The organism is Streptomyces sp. NPDC033270 (assembly GCF_055576575.1).
In genome coordinates this window covers 146,119-167,514 of sequence record NZ_JBVIRA010000021.1, presented here as the reverse complement: position 1 = coordinate 167,514, position 21,396 = coordinate 146,119, and the positions used below count along the sequence as shown (strand labels likewise).

Genomic DNA, 21,396 nt, shown 5'->3' with positions numbered 1-21,396 from the left:
GGCACTCTAGGGCAGCGGGGGCGAAAGCTCGCCGCCTCACCCGCTCAGATGGCGCCCGAAGAACTCGCGCACCCGCTGCCAGGCCTCCTGCGCGACCTGCGGGTGGTAGCTGGGCCGGTTCACCGCGAAGAAGGCGTGTCCGGCGCCCTCGTACGTATGGAACGCGTGCACCTTGCCGTGTTTGCGCAGCGCGTTCTCCAGCTCCGCCGTCTCCGCCGGGGACGGGTGCTGGTCCTCGGCCCCGAAGAGGCCGAGCAGCGGGCAGCCGAGGTCCTTGGTCAGATGGACGATCGGCTCGACGGCGAGCGGGAAGTCCTCGGGCGGGTGGCGGGTGATGAAGCCTCCGTAGCAGTCCACGGCGGCCTGCAGATCCAGGCTGCAGGCCGCGAGGAAGGACTGCCGGCCGCCGGAGCAGTACCCGATGGTTCCCACGCGGTGGTTGGAGGAGCTCAGTCCGCGCAGATAGCGGGCGGCCCCGGCGACGTCCCCGATCAGGCGGGCGTCGGGGACCCCGCCCCGCGCGCGGGCCACCGCGGCCGCGTCGTCCGGTTCGGCGCCGGGCGCTTCACGGCTGTAGAGGTTGGGGCAGACGGCCAGGAAGCCCTCGGCGGCGAACCGGCGGGTGATCTCCTTGCTGCCGGTGTCGTAGCCGGGCATGTGGTGGATGACCACCACACCCCCGAGCGGTCCGGGGACGAGCGGCCGGGCGGCGTACGCCTCGATGAGGTCGCCGCCGTGGCCGGTGAGGGTGACGGTCTCTGCCAGGAGTGCGTCGTACATGGGGTCCCTGCCCTTGCCTCGGTCGGTGGCGGTGGGGGCGCGGCGGCCGCTCCCTCGAAGAGATCTTCCAGCGCCGGGAGCGCGTCGTGCGGCAGGCGCTCCCGGTCCGCGACCGGCCGGCCGATCCATCCGGCGCTCACGCCGAGGGACGCGCCCCTGAGGGGCGAACCCGCCGAGCTTCACCCTGAGGGCCGTCGCCCGGGCAGCCGCCACGCATCACCCGGCCCGCCGTCAACTCCCCTTGAAGAGAAGGGAGTTACCGGAGGAAACGCCGACGTCACACATGACGTGATGTCACACGAACCGCCTAATGTTCCGTTTTTTCCCGTTGCGTCACATAAAAGCCGATGTGAATCTGGTATCCCATTCGCCACAAGGAGTTGATCGCATGGTTACTGACCGCACAGCGCCCGTCGAGACGGCCACCCTGGCCGCAGAGGTCGAGGGACTGCTGGAACCCGCCGAGTCCGACGGTGTCTTCCGCGACACCCGCGAGTGCGGAGGTGTGCTGCTGCTGGCCGCGCTGCTCCTGCTCTCGCCGCCCACCCCCCGGCCCAAGACGGACACTCGCTGAGGGGACAGAGCGTTGGCTGAGCAGACGCAGGGAGCAGTCCCGCTGAGCGCTGCGATCGCCGATGCCGCAACAGAGGTCGCCCTCGCCCTGCGGGGTGAGGGCGACCCCTATGCGTTGTCTGGCATTCTGCGGCAAGAAGATGCGCTGACCCCAGCCGCCGTTCGGGTGCTCGGCGCCGACGCGCTCGCGCCGTACGCCGTGGAGCACCGGGCGGCGCCCTTCGGCGCGGACGACGAAGCGGTGGTCCGGCAGGCGCTCGCGGCCTATCCGCCGGGCGCCGATGCCTCGCAGGTGTCGGTGTGGACCTACCGGGGCCTGGTCGAGGCCTCGCACGCGTTTTTGCCGGGAGGCGCACAGCACTGGCCGCCGGCGCCCGACGCCGACACCGAATGGGTGGGGCTCGACCCCTGGCCGAAGCTGTCCCACCGGGTGTCGCAACTGGCGTCGCTCGCACTGCCCAAACTGGCACCGGGTCTCGCCGAGCAACTGGCCACCCGTACCGACGATCTGTCCCGCGGCTTCGTCCGGGCGGTACGCCGGCGGGACTGGCTGCAGGCGGCCGGTCTGGGCCGCTGGCTGGCCCGGCTGCCGGAGGTGCCGCAGACCCTGGGGCTGGACAGCGGGCTGGCGTTCGTCCGCCAGATGGGTGGCGCCGACCCACGGGTCGCGCTGCACGTCGTGGCCGCCCAGCGCTTCCACGGGCGGGGCTGGTGACCGCCGCCGACAGCGACCCCGGGCTGCTGGACCAGATGGTCCAGGGCAGCCTGGGGTGGCTGGAGGAGTCGCGCGGGCTCTTCCGCCTGCCTCCGAACGTGACGACCGACGCCGACCCCAATCTGACCCTCAAACCCCTCGGCGAACTGGCCGAACTGACCCAGCTGATCGGGGTGCTGCACCCGCGGGACGACATCCGCCAGACGGCCCGCGGTCTGTTCTCGTTCGCCTGGAACGAGACCCGGGACGGCGAGCTGTTCGCCGAGCTGATCCGCGGTGAGCCGTTCGCCACCTATCCGGCGGAGCTCTACGGGGTCTTCGCCCAGGCCGGGCTGCGCCATGCCGAGGCCGACGATCTGCTGCAGACCACCATGCGGCTGCGCGGCTGGCGGGTGGCGCGCGAGGACCACACCCGTACGCTCGGCGTGCTCAACACCGAGCGGCGGATCGGGTTGCGCCCGCACGCCGACTTCGCCGCCGTGCTGGCGCTGACCGGCCTCGGCCGGCTGCCGGAGCCGTGGGCACTGGACCGCAAGGCGGCCTACGGCGTGACCCATGACGTCTTCCACCTCACCGACTGGGGCCGCAACCGGCAACGGCTGTCCCCCGAACTCGCCGGCTATCTGCGGCTGTGGGTCCCCTCCTGGCTGGAGAACTGGCTGGAGGAGGAGTTGTGGGACCTGGTGGGCGAGCTGCTGGCCGTGGCGGCCTGCCTGCCCGCGGCTCCGTACCACGCGGCGGCCTGGCAGCGACTGGCCGCAGCGCAGGCGGCCGACGGCAGCGTCCCGGAGAGGGGCGCGGCCCCGTCCTCGGGCGATCCGTCCGAGGCCTTCACCGCCTGCTACCACTCCACCCTGGTGACCGCGTTCGCCGCCACCCTCGCCCGGATCGCCGCCGACGAGGCCGAGGCCGGTCCGTCGGCCGGCGGGCCGGCGCTGGTGGGCGGGCGGACCCTCTGTGAAAGCGAGACAGCCCCGTGATGGTGACGGCCGCATCCCCCGCCCTGCTGCACGGTGTCGGCGACCGGGCGCTGTCCTGGCTCGACGAGCACCGTGAGCGCTTCCGGCTGACGCCCGAGGACTTCGCCACCAACGGCGCGGTCGCCGAACGGCTCAAGCCCATCGGGGAGCTGGCGATGAACATGCAGGTGCTGTTCCGGGAGGGCGTGGCCGGGTCCCGGCAGAAGACCCGTGCCGGGCAGCTGCTGGACTTCGCCTGGCGGGAGCTGCTGGACGGCGGCAACGTACTGGCCCGCCTCCAGTGCGACGAGCCGCTGTCCCCCGTGCCGCTGGAGGTCTATGCGCCCTTCCACGAGCTGGGCCACCGTCATCCGGGTCTGGAGGAGCGGGTGGAGGTCTGCCGGCGCATCGGGACCTGGACGGCGCTGGAGATGTCGCCCAACCGGCGGCTGGGTGTGCTCAACGCGGAACGCAAGCTGGGCCTCGTGCCCAGCAGCGACTTCGGACAGGCCGTGGCCCGCACCTGGCTGGGGCAACTGGCCGAACCCTGGACGGTGCAGCTGCACATCGCCTACGACATCACCCACACCGTCTTCCACCTCACGAACTGGGGCGAGAACCCCGAGGGCATTCCGCCGGCCGTCGCCGACTACCTCACGCGGTACCTGCCGGCCTGGATGAACGACTGGGCGGACCTCGAACACTGGGATCTGCTGGGCGAGCTCCTCGTCGTCGACGCCTGTCTGCCGCGGCCCTCGCTGGACGCGGCGCTGTGGGAGCGCTACGCCGCCGCGCAGTCGGACTGCGGCGCGATGCCCGTCCGGCGCCGGATGCCCGAGGGGGACCCGGCATACGTCTTCGACCAGGTCCACCACCCCACCCTGGTCGCCGCGTTCGCCTCCGCGATGGCCACCTCCCGGGCGATGTCCGCCGTCTGATGGGCTCGGCACGCGGCGCCGCGCTCGCCGACCGCCTCGCGGACGCGGTCACCCTGATCGACGCCCCGGACGTGGTGCTCGCGGTCACCCGGGGCGGCCTGCGCACCGTGCTCACCGGCGGCACGGCCCTGACCCCGCCCACCCCGCGGCATGCACTGCGCTACGAAGTGGGCTCGCTGTCGAAGACCTTCACCGTGCTGCTGCTGGCCGACCTCGCCAGGGCCGGGGTGCTGGCGCTGGACGATCCGCTCGCCGCGTACCTGCCGGGCCGGTCGCTGCCGCACCCGTACTCGCGGCGGATCACCCTGCGGCATCTGGCCACCCACACCTCGGGGCTGCCGCGGATCCCCACCGACCTGATCCCCGGCGCCCTGCTGCACCCGTCCGTCAACGGGTACGCGACCTACGACACCGAGCGCCTGCTGCACACCTTCGCCCGGACCCGGCCCCGCAACCGTCCCGGCACCCGCTGGCGCTACTCCAACTTCGGGCTGGCCATGCTCGGCCCGGCGATGTCCGAGGCCGCGGGCACCGGCTACCCGGCCCTGCTCACCGACCGCGTACTGCGCCCGCTCGGGCTGACGGACACCACTCTGGGCCCGGGGGCCACCGGCACCGACGCCATCGGCCACCGGGCGAACGGGGTGACGCCGGTGCGCAGCACCGACATGGGGGCCTTCGCCGCCGTCGGGTCGGTCCGCGCCACCCCCGGGGACCTGCTCGGCTACCTCGAAGCGCACCTCTCCCCCGAGGACACTCCGCTGGCGCTGCCGCTGCGCGACGTCCAGGTCCCGTTGCTGCGCCGCGGCTGGCGGCGCCGCAACACCCACACCCTGACGTGGTTCCAGCACCCGGCCCCGCGCGGCCCGTTGCTCTTCCACGTCGGGGCGACCTTCGGCCAGCAGGCGTTCCTCGGCTACCACCCGGCGTCGCACACCGGCCTGGTGGCGCTGGCCACCCGCCGCGGGAACGGTTGCCGGATGATCCCCACCGCCTACGAGCTGCTGTACACGCTGGCCAGCGCGCCCGCCGTCTGAACCGGGTCGGCGCTCACAGGTCGCCTGCCAGGACCCGGGCGAGCGCGACCTCGGGGCGCTCCTCGCTGGCCTGGTGGAAGAGCTCCGCGTAGGCGTCGTCGCCGATCGCCGCGCGGGCCCGCCGCTCGCACTCCTCGCGTACCGCGCGCAGCTCGGGAGTGCCTCGCTGGGGATGCCCGACGGTGCGCCAGACGGCCTGGCCGCATCCGTAGACCCGGGCGGCCGCGGCACCCTCGCCCTGGGCCGCCAAGGCGGCGGCGAGCAGGTCCAGGCCGAGGGCGATCCCGAACTTGTCGCCGATGTCCCGCTTGGCGGCGAGCATGGCGCGGGCGTGCCCGGCCGACTCCGCGGGCCGGCCCTGGAAGAGCGCGACCAGGGAGAGCTGGTAGTCGGTGTAGGAGCGGGTCCAGTGTTCGCCGCGCTCCACACAGCCGCGGCGCAGTGCGGTGGCCTCGGCGCGGCCCTCGTCGAGCTTGCCGAGGTTGGTGAGCGCGAAGATCCGGATGAGGTGGCAGCGCAGCCGTCCGGGTGAGTCGAACGGGGTGGCGGGCGGCGCCCCGAGGACCTGCTCGACGACGGTGTACGCGGACATCGGCCGGCCGGCCATCAGATGGGTGAGGCCGATCAGGTAGCCGGCCTGAAGCACCTCCTCCGCGTCGTCGCCCGCCCGCGCCGCGTCGGCGCACTCCGCGCCCAGGGCGTCGGCCAGCGACAGATCACCCTGCAGGAGTACGGCGACGCCCAGCGCCCACAGTGCCCGGGTACGGGCCCGGCTCGGTCCCTGGTGCGCGGCGAGGGCGCGGGCGGTGTAGTCGCGGGCCTCGTGCAGATGGCCGCAGCAGCTCCAGAAGAAGCCGATCGAGGCGCTGAGTTCCTGGGCCTGCTCCGGGGCGGTGGCCAGGAGGTGGTCCAGGGCGGTGCACAGGTCGACGTGGGCGTCGGCGACCCGGCCGTACCAGCCGACCTGTTCGGGCCCCAGCCAGCCCTGTTCGGCGCGGCGGACGAAGGCCACGAAGTACGCGGCGTGCCGGTCCGCCAGGGCCGCCGTCTCGTTCAGTTCGCCGAGCCACAGCCGGCCGTACTCGCGCAGCGTGTCGAGCATGCGGAAGCGCGGGCCCTCGCGGGTGAGCACCGACTTGGCGGCCAGCCCGGCCAGTACGGTGCGCACCTCCTCCTCGGTGAGCGGGCCGCCGGCACAGACCGAGGCCGCCGACTCCTCGTCGAAGGTGCCCCGGAAGACGGACAGCCGGGCCCACAGCAGCCGCTCCAGGGGGGTGCACAGCTCATGGCTCCAGCCGATGGCGCAGCGCAGCGTCCGGTGCCGCGGGAGCCGCGTCGGCGGGTCGCCGTCGAGGGCGTCGAAGCGGGAGGTCAGCCGCTCGGCGATGCGCTCCACGGAGCTGTCGGCCAGCTGGGCGACGGCCAGCTCCAGGGCCAGCGGAATGCCTTCGAGGCGCCGGCAGATGGTGTCGGCGGCCGCCGCGTGCCGGGGGTCGGTGAGCCGCAGGCCGGGTGCGGCGGCGCCGGCCCGTTCGGTGAACAGGGCCAGCGCGTCGTTGTCGCCGGTGCAGGGCAGCGGGCCGATCTCGGTGGTCCACTCGCCGACGAGGTCCAGCGGCTGCCGGCTGGTGACCAGCACGGTCAGGTGGGGGGCGGCCGTCAGCAGGTCCGCGAGGAGATCGCGGCAGGCGTCGACGAGGTGTTCACAGGAGTCCAGGACCAGCAGCAGCCGTTTGTCGGCGAGCCATTCGCACAGCGCCGCCGCGGGGGTGCGGGCGGTGTGGTCGGCCAGGCCGACGGCGTCGCAGACGGTGGCCAGCAGCAGCCCTTCGTTGTGTAAGGGCCACAGTTCGGCCCACCAGACTCCGTCGGGGAAGCGTGGCGCGGCCGCGCGCGCGGCTCGTATGGCGATGCGGGTCTTGCCCACGCCACCGGGCCCGGTCAGGGTGACCAGCCGGTGGTCCGTCAACTCCTGGCCGATCTGTCGTAGTTCGGCCCTCCGGCCGACGAAACTGCTGGATTCTTCGGGAATGCTGCTCGCCACCAGCCCAGTTTGCCCCAGCTTCGGCGTCGGGTGGCGGAGGGTGGCGTGGGCGGTCCGTGGCGCGAAGTTGACGACCGCGGGCGGACCGGTGCTGGTCAGGGCGTGACGATGGGGAAGGTGGGGTCGGGGAGGCTGAGGAGGCTCAGGAGCTGGTTGAGCGCCCCGGTCCCGCCGTTCCGGTCCGCCTCCAGCGGCCCCTGGCCGGCCAGCACGTCGAGCAGTTGGGGCTTGGTGAGGGTGAGGGTCAGGTCGGGGCCGCGGTCGTCGGACGGGGTGGGGGCGCCCGGCGAACTGAGGTGGGTCAGGGCCCCGTTGGACAGCGTCAGATGCCAGGTCCGGTCCTCGTCGGGGAGGTAGAGGTCGAGGGTGAGCGGGGTGGACCAGGCGCGCGGGCCGTCGATGCGGATGGCGAGCGCGTCGAGGAGCTGGTCGACGGTGCGGGCCCGGTCCATTTCGGGGAGGGCGGTGCCCGGCCGTGGCGCGGCGAGGGTGCCGCGCAGTTCCATCGCGCCGGTGAGGTAGAAGTTGCGCCAGGTGCCGTTCTCGCAGCCGTGGCCCAGCCGTTCGTAGACGAGGGCCAGTTCGCGGCGGGCGCGGAGGTTCTTGGGGTCGGCGAAGACGGCGTGGTTCAGGAGGGTGGCGGCGAACCGCAGATCGCCGTCGGCGGCGTACTGCTTGCCCGCGTCCACGGTGGCCTCGACGCCTCCCATGGTGTGCACATAGCGCTTGGCCTGCTCGACCGGAGGGTGCTCCCACAGGTGGGCGGGGTTGCCGTCGAACCATCCCAGGTAGCTCTGGTAGATCGCCTTGACGTTGTGGCTGAGCGAGCCGTAGTAGCCGTGGTGGGCCCACTCCCGCGCGAGGCCCGGCGGCAGCCGCAGCTCCTCGGCGATCTCGGGGCCGGTGAGCCCCTGGTTGAGCAGCCGCACGGTCTGGTCGTGCAGATAGGCGTACAGGTCGCGCTGGTTGGCCAGCAGGGTCCGGACGCGGTCCTTGCCCCAGGTCGGCCAGTGGTGGGAGGCGAAGGCGACCTCCGCCTGGTCGCCGAAGAGGGCGAGCGCCTCGCCCAGGTAGCGGGACCAGGCCCGGGCGTCGCGGACGGCGCCGCCGCGCAGCGACAGGACGTTGTGCAGGGTGTGGGTGGCGTTCTCGGCCAGGCAGAGCGCCCGGTGTGCCGGGAAGCAGAAGTTCATCTCGGCGGGCGCCTCGGTGCCCGGGGTGAGCTGGAAGGCGAGGTGCACACCGTCGAGGATCTCCTCCTGGCCGGTGCTGGTGATGTCCACGGTCGGCGGGATCAGGGTCATGGTGCCGGTGGAGTGGGTGGCGCCCAGACCACAGCCGATCTGGGCGTCCGGCCCTTTGGTGAGCTCGGCGCCGTACATGTAGACGGCGCGCCGGGCCATCGCGGTCCCGGCGTAGACGTGCTCGCCGACGGCGTGGGCGAGGAAGCCGGCGGGGGCGAGCACCGGAACGGGGTGGTGGCCGGGCGGGAGTACGCCGCGGGCGCCGCCGAAGTGGTCCGCGTGCGAGTGGGTGTAGATCAGGCCGGTGACCGGCCGGTCTCCGCGGTGCTTGCGGTAGAGCTCCAGGGCCGCGGCGGCGGTCTCCGCGGAGCGGAGCGGGTCGATGACGATCACGCCGTGGTCGCCTTCGACCAGCGTCATATTGGACAGGTCCAGACCGCGGGCCTGGTAGATGCCCTCGGTGACCTCGTACAGGCCCTGGCGGCTCACCAGCCGGCCCTGGCGCCACAGGCCCTCGTGGGCGGTGTCGGGGCAGTTCTGGGCCAGGAATCCGTAGGCCCCGGCGTCCCAGACCACCCGGCCGTCGTCCATGGTGACCTCGGGCGGGTCGAGTTCCGCGATGAAGCCGCGGTCGGCGTCGGCGAAGTCTTCGTGATCATCCACGGGCACAGCGGTCACGGGATGCTCCCTCTCCGGGGCGGTCGCCCAGAGCCACATACCCCATACCCCGATTATCCCAGTCCGGGCGGCGGCCGCACGTGTGCGCGGGGCCCCGCAGGCCCCGCTCCGGTGCGCCGCGCCGCCCGGGTCACCACCGGATCAGACCGGCTCGGCCTCGATGAGGCAGAAGCGGTTGGGCTCCGGAAGCGGGATGACGGTGCGCAGGGCGAAGCCCGCGGCGCGGCACAGCTGGTCGAAGTCGTCCCGGGTGCGCTCCCGGCCCTCGACGTTGACCAGCATGTTGAGGTCGCTGAGGTAGAGGACGCCGGACCCCGAGGGATCGACACCGGACGGCGAGGGGTCGACGACGGGCGGCAGCACCGGCTCGATGATCAGCAGTCGGCCGTCGTCGGGGATCACCTGCCGGCAGCGCCGCAGGATCGTGGTGCACTGCTCGTCGTTCCAGTCGTGGATCACGCTCTTGAGGAGGTAGAGGTCGGCGCCCTCGGGAGCGGTGGCGAAGAAGTCCCCGGCGACGAGCGAGCAGCGCCCGTCCAGACCCTCGTCCGCCAGCCGCGTACCGGCCTGGGCGAGGCCCTCCGCGCTGTCGAAGAGGATGCCGCGGAGCGCGGGGTGCGCCCGCAGGATCGGGGCGAGCAGGGTGCCGTCGCCGCCGCCGATGTCGGCGACGGCCGTGAAGCGGCCGAAGTCGTAGGCCGCGGGGACCAGCGCGGCGGTGTCGCGGGTGGCCTGGCCCATCGCGGCGTTGAAGTCGGCGGAGAGCTGTGGCTGTTGGGCGAGGTAGCCGAAGAAGTCCTGGCCGAAGGCGGTGTCGAAGGAGGGCCGGCCGGTACGCACGCTGTCGTCCAGGAGCTCCCAGGCCCTGAGGATGGTGGGGTCGGTGAACATCCGGGAGAAGGACCGCAGCGACTGGGGGTGGTCGCTGTGCAGCAGGGCACCGGCCGGGGTGGTGGCGAACTTCCCGGCGGGCCGCTCCACGAGCAGTCCGAGGCCCGCCAGCGCGCGCAGTAACCGGCCCATGGCCTGGGGTTCGGCGGCACACTCCGCCGCCAGCTCGTCCGGGCCGCGCTCCCCGTCCCCGATCAGGTCGATGATCCCCATGCGGGCCGCGGCGCCCAGCGTGTGTGCCGCCATGCCGCCGTAGGCGATCCGGACCAGCGCGTCCCGGGCCTCGTCCAAGGGCTGCTTCTCGTACGACATGATGCGACACCTCTCCGGTCAACGGCGTTACGGGCAGGGCCCGGAAGGGCACAACACGCAGGTGACGTGGTTGCCCCGCAACAAGTTAGGCAAGCCTAACTACAAATGATCAACGGGGCAACGCCCCCTTCGCCCGCGCCCCGCCCGTACGGCGCGGCCCCGCGCACCATCCGGGAGAGGAGAGACACCCCTGTCCCCGTACGACGACCGCCCCTTCGGCGAGATCGCCGAGCCGTTCCGGCACCGAACCCTGTCCCGCACCCGCACCCCGCCGGCCGGGCGCTCGCGCACCTGTCCGCGCGGCGCCGCACGGCTGGCACAGGCCGCGGCGATCGCCGGCCTGGCCCTCGGTATCGCCCTGGCGCACGGCCTGCTGATCGCGAGCGGGCTGATCCTGGCCGGCCTGGCCGGACACCTGTCGACCGAGGGCCGCGCACGAGGCCGATAGCCCGACCCGCAGCGCCCGCACACGCGGCCGCCGGCCCGCCCGCCCCCGAGGGAGGCAAGGCGCACCGGCGGCTTGTCACACGCCCCCGTTCGGGGAGCGCACGTCATGTGGCGGTGCGGCTCCTCGATGCCACGGCGACACACATGGCGCCCAGCAGGAACGTCAGAACACCGATGACGAGGTTGTTCCAGATGACGCCGGCGTCCGGACTGCTGCCGACGATCCAGGGCGAAATGATCATCCATACACCGATCGCGCACATCGCGCCGCTCAGGCCGTACATCCGCTCGGGTGCCACGGTGAAACCCACCGCCAGCAGGGCGATCGCGATGCCGAGGATGAGGTTGTGAAACACCAGCGGAGGTTGCGCGGCGGCGAAGTGGACGACCCACGGCGAGACGGCGCAGTACAGGCCGACCAAGAACACCGGGCCGTCGACGAGTACGACATCACGCCCACCGAGCACCCGCTCATAGCGGGCCCGCATCTCAGAAGCGTCGGGGTGACCGGCGAGATCTCCCCTGTGGTGTGAGACGTCGGCCATACGACTCGCCTCCTTCGCTCGCAAGCCTGGCCGTTTCGCGTGGCATCGGGCCGCGCACCTTTATTCTGCACTTATGTCGCTTTTATGTGTAGATGAAGCGACAGGTGAATTCTGAAGCATTTCGGCCACACCCCCGCTCACCTGCGGTCCAGCGCCCGCCCCAGCCCCAGGTTCCAGCGCCCGCCGCGGCCGCTCAGCTCGGTCGCGGTGAGCGGCGGCACGTCCAGCCGCCAGAACGCGTCCGCGGGCACCCGCAGCGCGCACACCGCCGCGGCCCGTACGACATCCGGTTCGACGACGGCCACCACCCGGCCCGCGTCGAGCGCCATCCGGGTCAGCCAGCCCGCGATCCGGTCGCACAGCGCCCGCAGCGACTCCCCGCCGTGTCCGTCGAAGTCCGGATCGCTCAGCCAACTGGAGACCGCGACCGGTTCGGCGCCGGCGACCTCGGCCAGCGTCCGGCCACGCCAGGCACCCATCGCACAACCCGCCAGCTCCGGCGCGGAGCGGGCCGGCAGCCCGAGTTCCGCGGCGGTGTCCCGGCACCGGACGGAGGGCGAGGCGAAGACCCGGTCGGCGGCCGGCAGCGATCCGGCCGCGGCCCGCGCGCGGCGCAGACCGGCCTCGCTCAGCGGACCGTCGTCATCGAAGCGCACCTCGCGCTGGGCGTCGCCCGCCGCCGGTGAGACCAACATCACCCGAGTCGTCACGCCTCCTCCTTCCGCCGGCCACCGCCACCGTCAACCGGCCATCCGTACTGGGCAGTTGCCCGGCGGGCGCGCCCCGTCCTGCGCCACTCCGCCCCCTCTACGGCCTTGGCCCGGTGGCCGGTTCACGGTACCTTCCCGATCGTATTGACGATGACATGACGGAAGCCGGTGGGATCCCGGCGCGGTCGCGCCACTGTATGTCCGGTTTTTACCAGCCCAAAAGGGCCAGGCCGGATGAGCCAGACCCGGAATGTCGTCCCGCACTCCACTGACTAGGGACGCGAGTTCCCCCTAATAGGAGGTCCTGCCATGGCTCAGACCATCGCACCCCCGGCCACCGGCGCCACCGCCCCCGCTCCGCTCCCCCTCAAGGAGATCGCCCCCTGGGCGCTGTTCGGCGTCGTCCTGGCGCTGGTCCTGCTGTACTTCGTCGGCGCCGAGCAGGGCGCCACCTCACTGCTGTCCGGCACCGACGTGCACGAGTGGGTCCACGACGGGCGCCACCTCCTCGGCTTCCCCTGCCACTGATCGGACCTGGCACCCATGAACTCGCTCACCATCAGAAATCTTCTGGTGCGCGGTCTGCTCGCCGGCCTGGCAGCCGGTGTCGTCGCCCTTGTGGTCGCCTACCTGCTGGGCGAACCACGGGTGGACGCCGCCATCGCGTTCGAGGAGGCCCACAGCCACGGCCACGAGCACGAGGTGGAGGTCGTCAGCCGCGGTATGCAGTCCACGGCGGGGCTGGCGACCGGCGTCCTGGTCTACGGTGTGGCGCTGGGCGGCATCGCCGCACTGGTCTTCTGCTTCCTGCTGGGCCGGATCGGCCGCTTCGGCGCCCGGACCACCGCCGCCCTGCTGTCCGGCGCCGCACTGCTGGTCTATCTCGTACCGTTCCTGAAGTACCCGGCGAATCCGCCGGCCGTCGGTGACCCGGACACCATCGGCCAGCGCACCGCCCTGTACTTCCTGATGATGCTGCTCGGCATCCTGCTGGCCGTCGGCGCGACGATCCTCGGCCGGCGCCTGGCACCCAAGCTGGGCAACTGGTACGCCACGGTGGCGGCCGGCGCCGCGTTCGTGGTCGCCGTCGGTGTCGCGTACGCCTTCCTGCCGTCCTACGACAATGTGCCGCACGGCTTCCCCGGCACTCTGCTGTGGCAGTTCCGGCTGTCGACGATCGCCGTCCAACTGGCGCTGTGGACCGCCTTCGGGCTGCTCTTCGGCCACCTCGCGGAGCGCGTCGTCCCCACGCAGCAGCGGGCCGCCGCACCCGCGGCGGCGCCCGTCACCTCCTGATAGGGCGTCCGCCGCCGGGCAGGCGCACACGGGAAGGGCCCGCGACCACGCGTCGCGGGCCCTTCCTTCTCTCGTATGCCGACCGCCTCAGGACAGGCCGTGGATGCCGTCCAGATGCGGCAGGTCGTGGTCGAGACGCTCGCGTTTGGCGCGCAGATAGCGGATGTTCTCCGCCCGGGGCGCCACCAGCAGCGGGACCTGTTCGGCGACCGTGATGCCATGCCGCAGCAGCGCGGCGCGCTTGCGCGGATTGTTCGACAACAGCCGCACGGAGCGGACGTCGAGATCCTGCAGGATCTCCGCCGCGACGCGGTATTCACGGGCGTCGACGGGCAGTCCGAGCGCGATGTTCGCCTCGACCGTGTCCAGCCCGTCGTCCTGCAGCTTCATCGCCCGGAGTTTGGCCAGCAGGCCGATTCCCCGCCCCTCGTGGCCCTGGAGATAGACGAGAACGCCGCGCCCGGCCGCCACGATCGCGCGCAGCGCGGCGGACAGCTGATCGCCGCATTCGCAGTGCGTGGAGCCGAAGACATCGCCGGTCAGGCACTCCGAATGCACCCGGGTCAGCGCCAGTTCGCCCGCCACCTCGCCGTACACCAGCGCCACCTGCTCGATATCGCCGCGCCGGTCGAGATAGCCGACCGCGCGGAATTCCCCGTAGGTGGTGGGCAGCCGGACCTCCACCACCCGTTCCACACCCGCATTTTCACGGCCGGCATTGTCGAGAGCGATAGCGAGGTCGGGGCCGAGGCCCGGACCGACTACCTCGTCGGGGTCCGTCATGGCGCGATGGTACCGGCGCGGTGATCAGGGCGGCAGAGATTACTCACCCATGCGACAAGTATGCTGCGAGGCCGACGCCCCGGTCAGCCGGCGACGAAAGGCGGCAGTGCCCATGACCGCTCCACCACAACCGTCCCCGGCCACCGCTCTATTGCCGGCGGACACCACCGAGGACGTGCGGGCGCGACGCCCGGTGACGGCCGTCCTGCCGGTCGGCAGTTTCGAACAGCACGGCGCCCACCTGCCGTTGATCACCGACACCGTCATCGCCTGCACCATCGCCGGAGCACTGGCGGCCGCCCACCCCGTCCAACTGCTGCCACCGCTGACGGTGTCCTGTTCGCACGAACACGCCGACTGGCCGGGAACCGTCAGCATTTCGGCACGGACCCTGCACGCGGTCGTCACCGACATCGCCGCTTCACTTCGCCGGTCCGGCATCGGCACCCTGGTTCTGGTCAACGGGCACGGCGGAAATTACGTCCTGCGCAATGTGGTTCAGGAATCCGCCGGGAGCGGGGTGCGGATGGCGCTGTTCCCCCAGTCGGCGGACTGGGAGGCGGCGCGCGCCCGGGCCGGGGTGCGGACCTCCGCGCACAGCGATATGCATGCGGGAGAGATCGAGACGTCCCTCCTCCTGCACGCCCACCCCGAACTGGTTAAGGACGGCTACGAATCGGCGGATTGCACCGCCGATGACCGAAAGCATCTGCTGACGCTGGGAATGTCGGCCTATACCGCCTCCGGAGTCATCGGCCGCCCCTCGCTCGCCTCCGCCCGCAAAGGCAGGGAATTGCTGGCCGGACTGGTGGCGGCATTCGGCGAATACGCCGCCCTGCTGGGGACGCCGGCGGAAGGCGGGCGGTGAGATGACGGCCGGAAAAAGGCCCGAGGTACTGGACGCCACGGCGGCATGGGAGCGGCTGCTGCGGATCCGTACGGCCGGCGCTGCCCGGGCGGCCGGGCTGGTGACGGACGGAGACGACGGGTGGCGTTGGGGCCAGCCGGCCTCGCCTGGGGCGGCCGAGCTCGCCGAGCGCTATCTGCCGCTCTGCCTGGCGGGTCCGCGGATCGCGTTCGCGCAGCTCGGGCAGAGTCTGGACGGCTTCATCGCGACCCGTACCGGCGACGCCGACTACGTCACCGGCGCGGAGGACCGCCGCCATCTGCACCGGCTGCGCGCACTGGCCGACGCGGTGGTGGTGGGGGCGGGTACCGCCGTGACGGACGATCCCCGGCTGACCGTACGCGCCTGTGCGGGCGAGCATCCGGTACGGGTGGTGCTCGACCCACAGGGCCGGGTGCCGGTGCACAGCGGGGTGTTCACCGACGGTGCGGCGCCGACGCTGTGGGTGCTCGGACCGGGCGCCGGCCCCGCGCCCCGGGAGGCCCTGGGCGCCGGGGTCGATGTCCTCCGGCTGCCGGATGCGGACGCCTTCGGCCCGGAGCGACTGCTGGCGGTGCTGGCGCGGCGCGGGCTGGGCCGGGTGCTGATCGAGGGCGGCGGCGTCACCGTGTCGCGGTTCGTGCGGGCGCGGGCGCTGGACCGGCTGTACCTCACCGTCGCGCCGGTCCTGCTCGGCGACGGCGTCCCCGGTCTGCGGTTTCCCGGTACGCCGGTGATGCGCCAGGCGCTACGTCCGCCGCTGCGGCGCGCCCTGCTCGGCCAGGACACGCTCTTCGAGCTCGAACTGCGGGCGGTGGCCGGCGCGTGCCCCGGCGGCCCACCGCACGAGCAGGACCATGGCGCCGGGCAGGGCGGCGGCGAAGGCGAGGACTCCGTAGACCACGGAGGTGGTCAGTCCCTGCGCGGCGCCCAGTCCGGCGGCGCCGAACGCCCAGGCGGCGGCGCCCTCGCGGGGACCCCAGCCGCCGATGTTGACCGGCAGCGCCATCGCGAGCAGCGCTAGCATCACCAGTGGCACCAGCTCGGCGGTGGGTGCGGTGACCCCGGCGACACGGGCTGCCAGGACGAACATCGCCAGGTAGCCGGCGAGCACCGCCACCGACGACAGCGCGACACCGGGCCAGACCCCGCGGGACGGCAGGCCCTGGCGCGCCTCGGCGCGCGGAGCTCGTGCGCTCCCCCGGCGCAGATACCGCCATGCGACGGCCGCCAGGGCCACCGCACACAGAGCGGAGACCGGCAGCACGACGCCGGGCGAGCCGAGGGCGCGGGCGAGTGCGGCGGAGACCGGCGAGGGCCGCACGAGCAGCACCGCGCCACCGCAGACGAGCAACACCAGCTGGCCCGCGGCGCGTTCCAGTATCACCGCGCGTACGCCCCGGCCGAGGTCGCCCGAGCCGCGGCGGTGCCCGACGGCGCGGTGGACATCGCCCAGGACCCCGCCGGGCAGCACCGCGTTCAGGAACAGTGCCCGGTAGTAGTCCGCGACGGCCCGGCCCAGCGGCAGCCGCAGCCCCAGGCCGCGGGCCACCAGGCACCAGCGCCAGGCGCTGAGGACCGTGGTCAGCAGGCCGATGGCGAGGGCGGCCAGCAGCGTGCCGGCGTCGATCCTGCGCAGCCCGGCCAGGAAGGCGGCGGAGCCCAGATGCCACACCAGCGCCATCAGCACACCCGCGCCCACCAGCAGCCTCAGCCACGCCGCCCAGCCCGACCGGTGCATCACTCGGCCCCGGACGGCGGACCGGGCAGCGCCAGCAGATCGGTGTGGTGCACCGTGACGCCCAACTCCCCCGCCGCGCACTGGTCCAGTCTCCGGCGCAGATACGCGACGGCCCGGGGGGCCAGCGCCGGCCGCTGGGCGTGCGCGGCACCGACCCAGCCGCGCAGCCATTCGGCGATCAGCGTGCACTCGGCGCTCCCCAGCCGCCATGGACTGGACCGCAGCGACACCGTCGCGCCCCGTCGCTCGAACGCGGCGACGGCCGCCGCGACCGCGTCCGGACCGAGCAGGCGGCGGCCCCGGTCCGCGCGGCGCTGGTGGTCGTTGAAGGCGGCGGCCAGCTCGGCGTCGAGCGGCTCCTCCGGGGTCAGTTCGACCCGCCCGGCGACGGAGAGCGTCAGCAGTGCGGGGCACCCGGCGCCCGTGCAGGCCTCGGCGAGCGCCTCCACTTCGTCGCGGGTGAGCAGATCGAGCAGCGCCGAGGCGGAGACCAGCGACGTACCGGCGAGGTCCGCGGCGCTGAGGGCGGTCAGATCGCCGTGCTCGGTCACGGTGTGAACGGCACTCCCGTCAGCGGCCGTTGAGGGCATCCGCGAGCCGGCGTGGGCGAGCAGCGCCGGGTCGTGGTCGTGGAGGGTCCACTGCTGCGGGCCGGGCAGCCGGACGGCGAGCCAGCGCGCCATCGAGCCGGTGCCGGAGCCCAGATCGCGGATCACCAGGCCGGGTGGGCGCCCCGCCGGCCCGGCCGCGGCCGCCTGCGCGAGCCAGGTGCGCAGGGGGCGCAGCAGCTCGGGCGCCCGGGACACGGCATCGGCGCGCTCGCGCAACTCCAGCCAGCCGGCGGCGAACCGGGCGCTTCCCACGGCGTTCAACGCGCCCTCCGGGGTTCGTGCCGAAGCCGTTCCAGCGCTCCGGCCAGACTCTGCGACGTCATCTCCCACTCCTCCAGCATGGCACGCCGGTCGCGTGCCGATCTCTTCAGCCGGTCGCGCAGCCGCGGATCGCCGAGCCAGCGACGCAGCGCATCGGCGAGTTCCACCGGGCTTGCGGACGGTACGAGCAGGCCGGGCAGACTGCCGTCGGGGGCCCGCCCGAGGGCCTCCGGTACGCCGTCCACCGCCGTCGCCAGCACCGGGATTCCGCGGGCCAGCGCCTCGGTGACGACCATGCCGTAGGTCTCGGCGTACGAGGTGAGCACCAGCAGGTCGGCGGCGGCATAGCGCGCGGCCAGCTCCGCGCCGGCCAGCGGACCGGCGAAGTCGACCCGGTCGGCGATCCCCAACTCCTCTGCCCTGCGGGGCAGTTGTTGGGCATAGCCGGGGTCGCCGCCGGGACCGCCGACGAACGCACAGCTCCAGGGCAGCTCGGAGACGGCCGCGAGGGCGTCGAGCAGCCGGCGCTGGCCCTTGCGCGGGGTGAGCGAGGCGACGCAGAGCAGCGCGCCGGCACCGTCCGTGCCGGGCGCGAGGGGCGCGGGATCGACACCCGGCCTGGCGACGTGGACCCGCGCCGCGGCCGGCCCGTGGTGTGCGACGAGCCGGCGGGCGGCCCACTCGCTGGTGGCCACCACGGCCCCCACGGCACGCAGGGTGCGGCGTTCGCGGGCGTCCAGCTCGGCCGCCGTCCCGGGGTCGAGACCGGTCTCGTCCCCCAGCGGCAGATGCATCAGCACGGCGAGCCGCAGCCGTTCGGCCTCGGGGGCGAGGACCTCGGGGACGCCGCCGGCGACCAGTCCGTCGAGCAGGACCACCGCACCGTCCGGCAGCGCCGCCAGCCGGCCCGCCAGCCCCGCGCGGGCCACCGCGTCCGGCCGTGGCCAGCTGCCGGGCATCGCGTACGGGTGCACCCGCCACCCCTGCTGCGGGAGGTCGCGGCACACCCGCCGGTCGTAGACGTTGCCCCCGCTGGGCTTCTTCGGATCGTCGACGCCACCGGGCACGATGAAGTGCACCACCCGCTCCGACGCCCCGCCGGCGCCGGTCCGCGTCACAGCGTGCGCTCGTACGTCGCCCAGGCGACATGCGATTCGTGCAGGGTGACCGATATGCCGGCCAGCTCGCGGGCGCCCTCGCCGAGGTTGCCGGCCTGCACGCGGTCGGCGAGCCGGTCGGCGATCACCTTGGCCAGGGCCTCCGTCGAGGTGTTGATCCCCGCGAAGGCGGGTTCGTCGTCGAGGTTGCGGTAGTTCAACTCGCCGATCACCTGGCCGAGTTCCTGGGTGGCCAGGCCGATGTCGACGACGATGTTGTCGGCGTCGAGGGCCGCGCGGCGGAAGGTGGCGTCCACGATGAAGGTCGCGCCGTGCAGTCGCTGTGCGGGCCCGAAGACCGCGCCGCGGAAGCTGTGCGCGACCATGAGGTGATCGCGGACGGTGATACTGAACACGGGCGTTCCTCCGGTGTGATGTCGGTCTCATGGATGGCCACGGTGACGGTGCCTGCCGTGGGGCGGACGCGGCGTGCCGCGCCCGTGCTCTAGGAGGCGCCCGGAGGCGCGTAGCGGATGCGATGGCACAGCGCCGCGAGGTCGCCGGAGGCGAGCCGGGGCAGCACCGACGGCAGCTCCTCGAAGGCGGATTCGCCGGTGATCAGGGCGTCGAAGGCGGGGTCGGCGAGCAGGTCGAGGGCGAGCGCGAGCCGGTCGGCGAAGGTGCGGCGGGCGCGCCGCGCCGAGGAGACCGCACCGACCTGGCTGCTGCGGACGACCAGCCGGCGAGAGTGGAAGGCCTCCCCCAGGGGCAGGCTGACCCGCCGGTCGCCGTACCAGCTCAGCTCGATGACGGTGCCCTCCGGGGCGAGCAGTTCGAGCGAGCGCGCCAACCCCTCCTCGCTCGCGCTGGCGTGCACGACGAGATCGCAGTCGCCCAGCGCGTCGTCGGGCAGCGCGAAGTCGATACCGAGTGCCTCGGCGGTGGCGGCGCGCGCCGGGTCGGCGTCGACGAGTTGCAGCCGGACCGCCGGGTAGCGGGCGAGCAGGGCGGCGACGCTGCAGCCGACCATGCCCGCGCCGACCACCGCGATCCGGTCGCCGACCAGCGGCGCGGCGTCCCACAGGGCGTTCACCGCGGTCTCCACGGTGCCCGCCAGCACGGCGCGCGCGGCGGGCACGGCGTCCGGAACGAGGGTGACGGCGTGCGCCGGGACGACGTAGTGCGTCTGGTGCGGGGCGAGGCAGAAGACCGTACGGCCGCGCAGCGCGGGCGGCCCCTCCTCGACGACGCCGACGTTGAGATAGCCGTACTTGACCGGTGCGGGGAACTCGCCTTCCTGGAACGGCGCCCGCATGGCGCCGTACTGGCTCTCGGGAACGCCGCCCCGGAAGACCAGGGTCTCGGTCCCGCGGCTCACACCGGAGTACAGCGTCCGCACCAGCACCTCATCGGAACCGGGCTCCGGCAGCGGCATCGGCCGCAGCTCGCCCCGGCCCGGAGCGCTTAGCCAAAACGCACAAGCGACGCGCGGCATCGGGATCCTCCTGGACGCTACGTCGTGGGGTCGTTGATGCTGGAGATCATGAGGACGCCGTCACCATACGCGGCGCCCCTGGACTGCGCCACAAGTCGCGGGAGGCACGGTGGCTGTTGTGAAAGAGCGCCACGGCACAAGGCGGTTGGAGCAGGACACCACGGCCGGAATGGGTGTGCAGCTGCTGGTGCTGGTGGTGCTCTGCCGGGCGGTCGGCCTGGGCGCCGCCGGGTGGCTGACGGGTGCCGTGTTCGCCGTGGGCAGCTGGGCCGTGCTCACCCTCGCGCTGCGCCGGTCGTGGACGGGGTCGTTCGGCCCCGCCAACCGCGTCACCCTGGCCCGGACGATCCTCGTCGGCGGGGTGACGGCGCTGGTCGCGGACTCCTTCGACGGACGGGCACCGGTCACGGTGCTGATCGCGCTGGCCACCGTCGCGCTGCTGCTGGACGCCGTCGACGGACAGGTCGCCCGGCGCACGGGAACGGCGACCCGGCTCGGGGCCCGCTTCGACATGGAGGTCGACGCCTTCCTCATTCTGGTGCTCTGCGTCTACCTCGCGATGCCGCTGGGCGCCTGGGTGCTGACCATCGGTCTGATGCGGTACGCCTTCGTCGCGGCGTCCTGGGCGCTGCCGTGGCTCGGCGGAGCCCTGCCGCACAGCATGGCCCGTAAGACGGTGGCGGCGCTCCAGGGGATCGTGCTGGTCGTGGCGGGTTCCGGGATCATGCCGCGGGCCTCGGCGGCGGCCGCGGTGGCCGTGGCGCTGGTGCTGCTCGTGTGGTCGTTCGGGCGGGACGTCTGGTGGCTGTGGCGGGTCCGTGCCGCGGCGGGCGGGTCCGGCGTCGTCCCGCGTCCTACGTCCCCGCGTGCCGCCCCAGGTAGACGACGAGCACCAGGAAGACCAGCACCAGATTCGTGACGACGACGCAGAGCAGTGCCCGGCGCCAGAGGCTGTCCCGGGTCGGCCGGTGCACGAGCACGGTGCCGGGCGGCCGGGCGAGCCGGGTTCCGGGGCGGCGGGCCCCGCGGCGCGGCGAGGAGTAGCGGGGGGCGAGGCGCTCCGGGCAAATACGGGCGTGCCCACGGGCCGTACGGAGCGGCCCGCGCCCCGGCGCACGGCCCCTGCACAGGGGCGTCGCACCGGGCCCGGAGCGCACGGGTATGCAGGTCCGTGACCGGACCGCCCGCCAGGGCGGCGGCCCCTTGCGCCTCGGTACCACGCATAACCTCCGCGTTCCGGCCGAATTCTAGCTTGAGCTGCTTCCCACGTTGTCGGCTGACCCCTCCGCTGCGCTTTGCTGCGGCCGACTTGTCTGGCTTTCGCGCCGTTGCGCCTGCGGCGGGCTGGTGCCG

21 protein-coding genes and 1 pseudogene are annotated in these 21,396 nt (G+C 73.2%); 10 read left to right on the top strand and 12 right to left on the bottom strand.

The window, feature by feature from the left end; translation table 11 throughout:
- Positions 1–36: 36 nt before the first annotated feature.
- A complete protein-coding gene (locus ACZ5XZ_RS27025; protein WP_468982449.1) occupies positions 37–780 on the bottom strand; it encodes a dienelactone hydrolase family protein in 744 nt (247 codons plus the stop codon).
- A 388-nt stretch (positions 781–1,168) separates the two neighbouring features.
- On the opposite strand from ACZ5XZ_RS27025, the gene ACZ5XZ_RS27020 reads away from it, so the two are divergent.
- The 5 genes from ACZ5XZ_RS27020 to ACZ5XZ_RS27000 are packed head-to-tail and all read left to right on the top strand — an operon-like array spanning position 1,169 to position 5,002.
- Positions 1,169–1,354: a hypothetical protein gene (locus tag ACZ5XZ_RS27020; protein WP_468982446.1), complete on the top strand. Its 186-nt coding sequence runs from the start codon at positions 1,169–1,171 to the stop codon at positions 1,352–1,354.
- A gap of 12 nt (positions 1,355–1,366) precedes the next feature.
- Positions 1,367–2,068, top strand: a complete 702-nt coding sequence (locus ACZ5XZ_RS27015) for a hypothetical protein (protein WP_468982445.1) — start codon at positions 1,367–1,369, stop codon at positions 2,066–2,068.
- Positions 2,065–3,048 (top strand): DUF6895 family protein, encoded by a 984-nt coding sequence (locus ACZ5XZ_RS27010; protein ID WP_468982444.1) that lies wholly within the window; start codon positions 2,065–2,067, stop codon positions 3,046–3,048. The genes ACZ5XZ_RS27015 and ACZ5XZ_RS27010 overlap by 4 nt, the downstream gene beginning before the upstream one ends.
- Positions 3,048–3,965 carry a DUF6895 family protein gene (locus tag ACZ5XZ_RS27005; RefSeq protein WP_468982442.1) on the top strand — a complete coding sequence of 306 codons (918 nt, stop codon included), beginning with the start codon at positions 3,048–3,050 and terminating at the stop codon, positions 3,963–3,965. The genes ACZ5XZ_RS27010 and ACZ5XZ_RS27005 overlap by 1 nt, the downstream gene beginning before the upstream one ends.
- Positions 3,965–5,002: a serine hydrolase domain-containing protein gene (locus ACZ5XZ_RS27000; RefSeq protein WP_468982440.1), complete on the top strand. Its 1,038-nt coding sequence runs from the start codon at positions 3,965–3,967 to the stop codon at positions 5,000–5,002. The genes ACZ5XZ_RS27005 and ACZ5XZ_RS27000 overlap by 1 nt, the downstream gene beginning before the upstream one ends.
- A 13-nt stretch (positions 5,003–5,015) precedes the next feature.
- On the opposite strand, the gene ACZ5XZ_RS26995 is transcribed toward ACZ5XZ_RS27000, so the two are convergent.
- The 5 genes from ACZ5XZ_RS26995 to ACZ5XZ_RS26975 form a co-directional block, all read right to left on the bottom strand.
- Positions 5,016–7,046, bottom strand: coding sequence for an ATP-binding protein (locus tag ACZ5XZ_RS26995; protein ID WP_468982438.1), 2,031 nt, complete (start codon positions 7,044–7,046; stop codon positions 5,016–5,018).
- A gap of 95 nt (positions 7,047–7,141) precedes the next feature.
- Entirely contained in the window at positions 7,142–8,968 is a 1,827-nt protein-coding gene (locus ACZ5XZ_RS26990) for an alkyl/aryl-sulfatase (protein WP_468982436.1), read from the bottom strand.
- Positions 8,969–9,109: 141 nt separating this feature from the next.
- Positions 9,110–10,171 carry a methyltransferase gene (locus ACZ5XZ_RS26985; protein ID WP_468982434.1) on the bottom strand — a complete coding sequence of 354 codons (1,062 nt, stop codon included), beginning with the start codon at positions 10,169–10,171 and terminating at the stop codon, positions 9,110–9,112.
- Between the two features lie 551 nt (positions 10,172–10,722).
- Positions 10,723–11,163, bottom strand: a complete 441-nt coding sequence (locus ACZ5XZ_RS26980; RefSeq protein WP_468982433.1) for an SPW repeat protein — start codon at positions 11,161–11,163, stop codon at positions 10,723–10,725.
- Between the two features lie 137 nt (positions 11,164–11,300).
- On the bottom strand, positions 11,301–11,873 hold the full coding sequence (locus tag ACZ5XZ_RS26975) for a histidine phosphatase family protein (RefSeq protein WP_468982431.1): 573 nt from the start codon (positions 11,871–11,873) through the stop codon (positions 11,301–11,303).
- Between the two features lie 309 nt (positions 11,874–12,182).
- On the opposite strand from ACZ5XZ_RS26975, the gene ACZ5XZ_RS26970 reads away from it, so the two are divergent.
- Complete coding sequence (locus ACZ5XZ_RS26970) at positions 12,183–12,401, top strand: CbtB domain-containing protein (protein ID WP_468982430.1); 219 nt, start codon at positions 12,183–12,185, stop codon at positions 12,399–12,401.
- A 15-nt stretch (positions 12,402–12,416) separates the two neighbouring features.
- The gene (locus ACZ5XZ_RS26965) at positions 12,417–13,169 is read left to right on the top strand and encodes a CbtA family protein (protein WP_468982428.1); all 753 of its coding nucleotides are present in this window, start codon (positions 12,417–12,419) and stop codon (positions 13,167–13,169) included.
- Positions 13,170–13,256: 87 nt separating this feature from the next.
- Here the strand turns inward: ACZ5XZ_RS26965 and ribA are convergent, their stop codons facing one another.
- Positions 13,257–13,952, bottom strand: a complete 696-nt coding sequence (gene ribA, locus ACZ5XZ_RS26960) for a GTP cyclohydrolase II (RefSeq protein ID WP_468982426.1) — start codon at positions 13,950–13,952, stop codon at positions 13,257–13,259.
- Between the two features lie 112 nt (positions 13,953–14,064).
- Between ribA and ACZ5XZ_RS26955 the strand changes: the two genes are divergently transcribed.
- The gene (locus ACZ5XZ_RS26955) at positions 14,065–14,820 is read left to right on the top strand and encodes a creatininase family protein (protein WP_468982425.1); all 756 of its coding nucleotides are present in this window, start codon (positions 14,065–14,067) and stop codon (positions 14,818–14,820) included.
- A gap of 1 nt (position 14,821) precedes the next feature.
- A pseudogene (locus ACZ5XZ_RS26950) lies at positions 14,822–15,484 on the top strand (RibD family protein); the annotation flags it as partial.
- Between the two features lie 102 nt (positions 15,485–15,586).
- On the opposite strand, the gene ACZ5XZ_RS26945 reads toward ACZ5XZ_RS26950, so the two are convergent.
- The 5 genes from ACZ5XZ_RS26945 to ACZ5XZ_RS26925 form a co-directional block, all read right to left on the bottom strand.
- Positions 15,587–16,579 carry a lysylphosphatidylglycerol synthase transmembrane domain-containing protein gene (locus tag ACZ5XZ_RS26945; protein WP_468982423.1) on the bottom strand — a complete coding sequence of 331 codons (993 nt, stop codon included), beginning with the start codon at positions 16,577–16,579 and terminating at the stop codon, positions 15,587–15,589.
- The gene (locus ACZ5XZ_RS26940) at positions 16,579–17,451 is read right to left on the bottom strand and encodes a class I SAM-dependent methyltransferase (protein ID WP_468982422.1); all 873 of its coding nucleotides are present in this window, start codon (positions 17,449–17,451) and stop codon (positions 16,579–16,581) included. Before ACZ5XZ_RS26940 ends, ACZ5XZ_RS26945 begins: the two co-directional genes overlap by 1 nt.
- Positions 17,448–18,569 carry a glycosyltransferase family 4 protein gene (locus tag ACZ5XZ_RS26935; protein ID WP_468982420.1) on the bottom strand — a complete coding sequence of 374 codons (1,122 nt, stop codon included), beginning with the start codon at positions 18,567–18,569 and terminating at the stop codon, positions 17,448–17,450. Before ACZ5XZ_RS26935 ends, ACZ5XZ_RS26940 begins: the two co-directional genes overlap by 4 nt.
- On the bottom strand, positions 18,566–18,964 hold the full coding sequence (locus ACZ5XZ_RS26930) for a 6-pyruvoyl trahydropterin synthase family protein (protein ID WP_468982418.1): 399 nt from the start codon (positions 18,962–18,964) through the stop codon (positions 18,566–18,568). Before ACZ5XZ_RS26930 ends, ACZ5XZ_RS26935 begins: the two co-directional genes overlap by 4 nt.
- A gap of 89 nt (positions 18,965–19,053) precedes the next feature.
- Positions 19,054–20,043, bottom strand: coding sequence for a zinc-dependent alcohol dehydrogenase (locus ACZ5XZ_RS26925; RefSeq protein WP_468982415.1), 990 nt, complete (start codon positions 20,041–20,043; stop codon positions 19,054–19,056).
- Between the two features lie 169 nt (positions 20,044–20,212).
- Between ACZ5XZ_RS26925 and ACZ5XZ_RS26920 the strand changes: the two genes are divergently transcribed.
- Complete coding sequence (locus ACZ5XZ_RS26920) at positions 20,213–20,962, top strand: CDP-alcohol phosphatidyltransferase family protein (protein ID WP_468982508.1); 750 nt, start codon at positions 20,213–20,215, stop codon at positions 20,960–20,962.
- The last annotated feature ends 434 nt before the right edge of the window (positions 20,963–21,396 follow it).